This is a genomic window from Spirillospora sp. NPDC047418, from assembly GCF_040643275.1.
Classification (GTDB): domain Bacteria; phylum Actinomycetota; class Actinomycetes; order Streptosporangiales; family Streptosporangiaceae; genus Spirillospora.
Genome location: NZ_JBEYTW010000186.1, coordinates 1 through 5,361 on the forward strand (window position 1 = coordinate 1; position 5,361 = coordinate 5,361).

Consider the following 5,361-nt stretch of genomic DNA (forward strand, 5'->3'; position numbering starts at 1 on the left):
CCGCCCATGCCACCCCCCCCCCCCACCGCCCGGGCCGCCCCGTCGTTGATCTGCGGCGTGTTGTTGTTTTCGACGTGCTCATAACAACAACACGCCGCAGGTCAACGTATTTGGTGAGCCTTGGTGGGCGTCGCGCTAGCCGAGGCGCTCGGCGAGGTGGACGATGACCTCGTCGCCGACGTCCTTGCCGAGCGCCTGGCGGATCTCCGCCTTCACGGGCAACTTGTGGTCGCCGTCGCCGAGCGCCATGAACGAGCCCTGGAACGGGTGCCCGTCGATGGTGCCCTTGACCTTCACGAGCCCGCGTGTGCTGAAGAACTCCGCCGACTCGGGCCAGATGACGTATGTCCACCCGCCCTTGGCAGGGCTCTTCTGCAAGCGGGCCGTGAACTCCTTGTCGAGCTTCGTGCTCTTGGACTGCGCAGCCCTCATCTGACGTCCCTCCGGGAGGTCGAGCCTTCGCTGTGTTCTGTCTTGCTAGGGCAGACCGGCCCGGTTGGCGGAACTCATCGCCGTCCGCTCCCGGCGGCGGTCGCATCTCTTATTTCTGGTTGGCCCCTGTCGTTTCTCTGGGGGTGTGCGCGGGGCTGGGGTCTTCTTTTTATCGGCTTTTGTGTGGTTGCTGTAGGTGGACGGTTGCGGTGGCCTTCCGAAGGTGGGTGCGCTTCTTTCCGTTGCCGCCGGTTGCTGGCACGTTGGTTGCGGTCGGTGGCTGGGAGAGGTGTTCATTGTGCGGCTTGGCGCGGGGTTGCTGGTGTGTGCCGCGCTGCGCGCGGCTCGGGGGGAGCCTCGTTTTCGTTTCGGAAAATAAAAGGTGATAGTAATGTGGCGTGATTTTTGTTGGAGGTGAATTCTTGTGTCGATGCCTTCGGTGATGCTTGGTGTCCAGCGTGAGTGGGAGGGGCGGGAGTGGTTTCCTCCGGGGCCGCAACTGGCCATTTGCCTGTCCGGCGGAAAAGAGCGACTGGCCGATCTGACCGACGATGAGCTTCTCCAGGTCGCGGCTGCGGCCCGTCGGCAGACCTCCTGGGCGCAGGCCCGGGAATTGGTGACCGAGGAAGTCGCCGCCGCGCTCACGGTCACGAGCAACGCCTCGGCCGCTCTTCTCCACCTCGCCGACCAGCTCACCGGCCCGCTCGCCGACACCGGCGCCGCGCTGGAGGCCGGACGGGTCGACCTGGCCAAGGCCCGCGTCATCAGCGACCTGACCGACAGCCTTCCCGAGCAGATCACCCAGCGGGTCCAAGCGGTGGCGCTGGAGAAGGCGTCCACTCAGACCACGGGGCAACTCCGCCGCCGGATCAGGCGAATCGTCCAGCGTCTGGCGCCGGAGGCTGTGGAGGAACGCAAGCGGGAAGCCGTCCGGCAGCGGCGCCTGGAACTGTGGGACACCCCGGCCGGGACGTCCGCTCTGGCGCTGTGGGACCTGGCCCCTGAGGACGCCCACGCCATCTACAACAAGATCACCGCTGCCGCCCATGGCATCAAGTCCGACGGCGACACCCGTCCCTTGCAGAACATCCGTGCCGACCTGGCCATTCAACTGCTGCAAGGTGCCGAACTTCCCGACGCCATTCGCGCCCTCCTGGCCCAGACCCGTACCGCCCCTTCGGCTCCTGCCGCTGCCCTGACGGCGCAGGGGGCTCCTATGTCGGGTTCGGCCGCTGCATCTCCCGCTCCGTCCGGCGGGGTGTCTCCCGTCTCGACCAGCGCGGACGGTGGCCGTCGAGCCTCGGGCGCTGAGGCCGAGGTCTCGATGTTGGCGGACGTCATCGGTCAGCGGTTGGACCATGTGAGCGGCCGCGTTCCCTCGCGCGAGTTGCCCGATGCCGTACAGCGCATCCGCCATGACCTTGCCGAAGCCGGGAGGCGGCGTGCCGAGGGGGTGACGAGGTGCACGGTCGGCCCGGCTACCGGCCCCCGGCGGCGATGCGGAGGGAGGTCGAGGCCCGGCACGAGACCTGCGTGTTTCCGAGCTGCAACCAGCCGTCCCACCGCTGCGACCTCGACCACACGGTGCCGTGGCGGCCCGGGACCACATGCCGCTGCAACCTCGCGCCCCTCTGCCGACGCCACCACAGGTTGAAACAGCGCCCCGACTGGCGGCTCGTCCAAGTGTGGCCCGGCCTGCTGATCTGGGTGACGCCGTCGGGTGCCTGGTTCATCGTCCGCCCCGACCGGCCGGGCGGGGGCAAGTAGCTTGATGTCGAGATAAATTGGGGATAGCTTGACGTCGAGAGAAAAGCTGCGGAAGTTAGGCGGCCCTGGTTATGGGTGATGGGGCCGACTAAGGCAGGATCAAGGTAGACGAGCACCCGTCCCGCCGCTCTGTGCCGGCCCAGGGGACGGGCACACGTGAAGATCAAGCAGAGCGCCGCGCGCTCATGTCCCGGACCGGACGCGCGGTGGCGATGGAGGAGGAGTCCGTGTCCGCGAACAGCTTCGGCAGCCTTGACAAGCTGCAGGTTGGCGACAAGTCGTACGACATCTATCGGCTGGACGCCGTCGAGGGCGCGGCCCGTCTCCCGTACAGCCTGAAGGTGCTGCTGGAGAACCTGCTGCGCACCGAGGACGGCGCGAACGTCACCGCCGACCACATCCGCGCGCTCGCCCAGTGGGACTCGCAGGCGCAGCCGAGCAAGGAGATCCAGTTCACCCCCGCCCGGGTGATCATGCAGGACTTCACCGGCGTCCCGTGCGTGGTCGACCTCGCCACGATGCGCGAGGCCGTACGCGACCTCGGCGGCGACCCCACGAAGATCAACCCGCTGGCGCCGGCCGAGATGGTCATCGACCACTCGGTGATCGTCGACTACTTCGGGACGGCGCAGGCGTTCGAGCGGAACGTGCAGCGGGAGTACGAGCGCAACAAGGAGCGCTACCAGTTCCTGCGGTGGGGGCAGACGGCGTTCGACGAGTTCAAGGTCGTCCCGCCCGGCACCGGCATCGTCCACCAGGTGAACATCGAGCACCTGGCGCGCGTGGTGTTCGACCGGAACGGCGTCGCCTACCCGGACACCTGCGTCGGCACCGACTCGCACACCACGATGGAGAACGGCATCGGCGTTCTCGGGTGGGGCGTCGGCGGCATCGAGGCGGAGGCCGCGATGCTCGGGCAGCCGATCTCGATGCTCATCCCGCGCGTGGTGGGCTTCAAGCTGACCGGCGGGCTGCCCGCCGGGACGACCGCCACCGACCTGGTGCTCACCATCACCGAGATGCTGCGCGAGCACGGAGTGGTCGGCAAGTTCGTCGAGTTCTACGGCGAGGGCGTGCACGCGCTGCCGCTGGCCAACCGCGCCACGATCGGCAACATGAGCCCCGAGTTCGGCTCCACCTGCGCCATCTTCCCGATCGACGACGAGACGCTGAAGTACCTGCGCCTCACCGGGCGGGACGAGGAGCAGATCTCGCTCGTCGAGGCGTACGCCAAGGCGCAGGGCATGTGGCTCGACCCGTCGGTGGAGCCCGAGTTCTCCGAGTACCTGGAACTCGACCTCGGCACGGTCGTCCCGTCGCTGGCCGGCCCAAAGCGCCCGCAGGACCGCATCTCCCTGTCCAACGCCAAGGCGACCTGGCGGCGCGATGTGCAGAACTACGTGCAGAGCGTCCTCGGTGCGCTGGACGAGGCGTCCAACGAGAGCTTCCCGGCCTCGGACACCCCGGCGATCACGCAGGAGACCGCGGGCGACAAGCCCCGGCACGTCGACGCCAACGGGTCCGGCCGGCCGCACAAGCGCATCGCGGTGAAGCTGGAGGACGGGACGGAGTTCGAGCTCGACCACGGGCACGTCGCCGTCGCGGCCATCACGTCCTGCACCAACACGTCCAACCCGTACGTGATGATTGCCGCGGCGCTGCTGGCGAAGAACGCCGTCGAGCGGGGCCTCACCCGCAAGCCGTGGGTCAAGACCTCGCTCGCCCCCGGGTCGCAGGTCGTCACCGACTACTACGACCGCGCCGGCCTCACCCCGTACCTCGACAAGATCGGCTTCAACCTGGTCGGGTACGGCTGCACCACCTGCATCGGCAACACCGGTCCGCTGCAGCCGGCGATCTCCAAGGCCGTCAACGACAACGACCTCGCGGTCACTGCGGTGCTGTCCGGCAACCGCAACTTCGAGGGCCGCATCAGCCCCGACGTGAAGATGAACTACCTCGCGTCGCCGCCGCTGGTCATCGCCTACGCGCTGGCCGGGACGATGGACATCGACATCCTCAACGACCCGATCGCCGAGGGCACCGACGGCCCGGTCTACCTGCGCGACCTGTGGCCCGCGCCGGAAGAGGTCTCGGCGATCGTCGAGTCGTCCATCGGCCAGGAGATGTTCACCGAGAGCTACGCCGACGTCTTCAAGGGCGACGAGCGGTGGACCGGCCTCGACATCCCGACCGGCGACCTGTTCGAGTGGGACGGCTCGTCCACCTACGTGCGGAAGGCCCCGTACTTCGACGGCATGGGCGCCGAGCCGGAGCCGGTCACCGACATTCACGGCGCCCGAGTGCTGGCGAAGCTGGGCGACTCGGTCACCACCGACCACATCTCCCCGGCCGGGGCCATCAAGGTCGGCACGCCCGCCGCGCAGTACCTCCAGGACAACGGCGTCGAGATCAGGGACTTCAACTCCTACGGCTCGCGCCGCGGCAACCACGAGGTCATGATCCGCGGGACGTTCGCCAACATCCGGCTCCGCAACCAGCTCCTGGACGACGTCGAGGGCGGCTACACCCGCGACTTCACCCGGGACGGCTCGCCGCAGGCGTTCATCTACGACGCCTCCCGCAACTACATCGAGCAGGACATCCCGCTCGTCGTCATCGCGGGCAAGGAGTACGGCTCCGGCTCGTCGCGCGACTGGGCGGCCAAGGGCACCGCGCTGCTCGGCGTCCGCGCCGTCATCGCGCAGTCCTACGAGCGCATCCACCGCTCCAACCTGATCGGCCTCGGCGTCCTGCCGCTGCAGTTCAAGGACGGCGAGTCCGCCGATTCGCTCGGCCTCACCGGCACCGAGACCTTCGACATCACGGGCGTCACCGCGATGAACGGGGGCGGCGTCCCGGACGAGGTCACCGTGAAGGCCGGCGACAAGGAGTTCACCGCCACCGTCCGCATCGACACCCCGGGCGAGGCGGAGTACTACCGCCACGGCGGCATCCTCCAGTACGTCCTCCGCAACCTGATCAGCAAGTAACCCGCACCGCGAAACGGGCCGCTCCGCGAAGGGGCGGCCCGTTCCGTTTCCTCGGCGGGCGGAGCGGACCGCGGCTAGGTGTACTCACTCGTGAGGTTGTGGACACGGCTGGCGGGTGGGCGGCCGCCGAGTGCGGTGTGTCCGCGGTGGTGATTGTAGGTGTGGAGCC

3 protein-coding genes are annotated in these 5,361 nt (G+C 68.2%); 2 read left to right on the forward strand and 1 reads right to left on the reverse strand.

Annotated features, from left to right (window positions below):
* Positions 1 to 135: 135 nt before the first annotated feature.
* Positions 136 to 432 carry a DUF1905 domain-containing protein gene (locus ABZ806_RS44790; RefSeq protein WP_500226054.1) on the reverse strand — a complete coding sequence of 99 codons (297 nt, stop codon included), beginning with the start codon at positions 430 to 432 and terminating at the stop codon, positions 136 to 138.
* A 430-nt stretch (positions 433 to 862) separates the two neighbouring features.
* On the opposite strand from ABZ806_RS44790, the gene ABZ806_RS44795 reads away from it, so the two are divergent.
* Positions 863 to 2,086 carry a DUF222 domain-containing protein gene (locus ABZ806_RS44795; RefSeq protein ID WP_500226056.1) on the forward strand — a complete coding sequence of 408 codons (1,224 nt, stop codon included), beginning with the start codon at positions 863 to 865 and terminating at the stop codon, positions 2,084 to 2,086.
* 340 nt (positions 2,087 to 2,426) lie between these two features.
* Positions 2,427 to 5,192, forward strand: coding sequence for an aconitate hydratase AcnA (gene acnA / locus ABZ806_RS44800; protein WP_500226057.1), 2,766 nt, complete (start codon positions 2,427 to 2,429; stop codon positions 5,190 to 5,192).
* Positions 5,193 to 5,361 lie beyond the last annotated feature (169 nt).

Coding starts and splice junctions, on each gene's coding strand:
- ABZ806_RS44795 (WP_500226056.1), top strand. CDS start 863: ATGCCTTCGGTGATGCTTGGTGTCCAGCGTGAGTGGGAGGGGCGGGAG.
- ABZ806_RS44790 (WP_500226054.1), bottom strand. CDS start 432: ATGAGGGCTGCGCAGTCCAAGAGCACGAAGCTCGACAAGGAGTTCACG.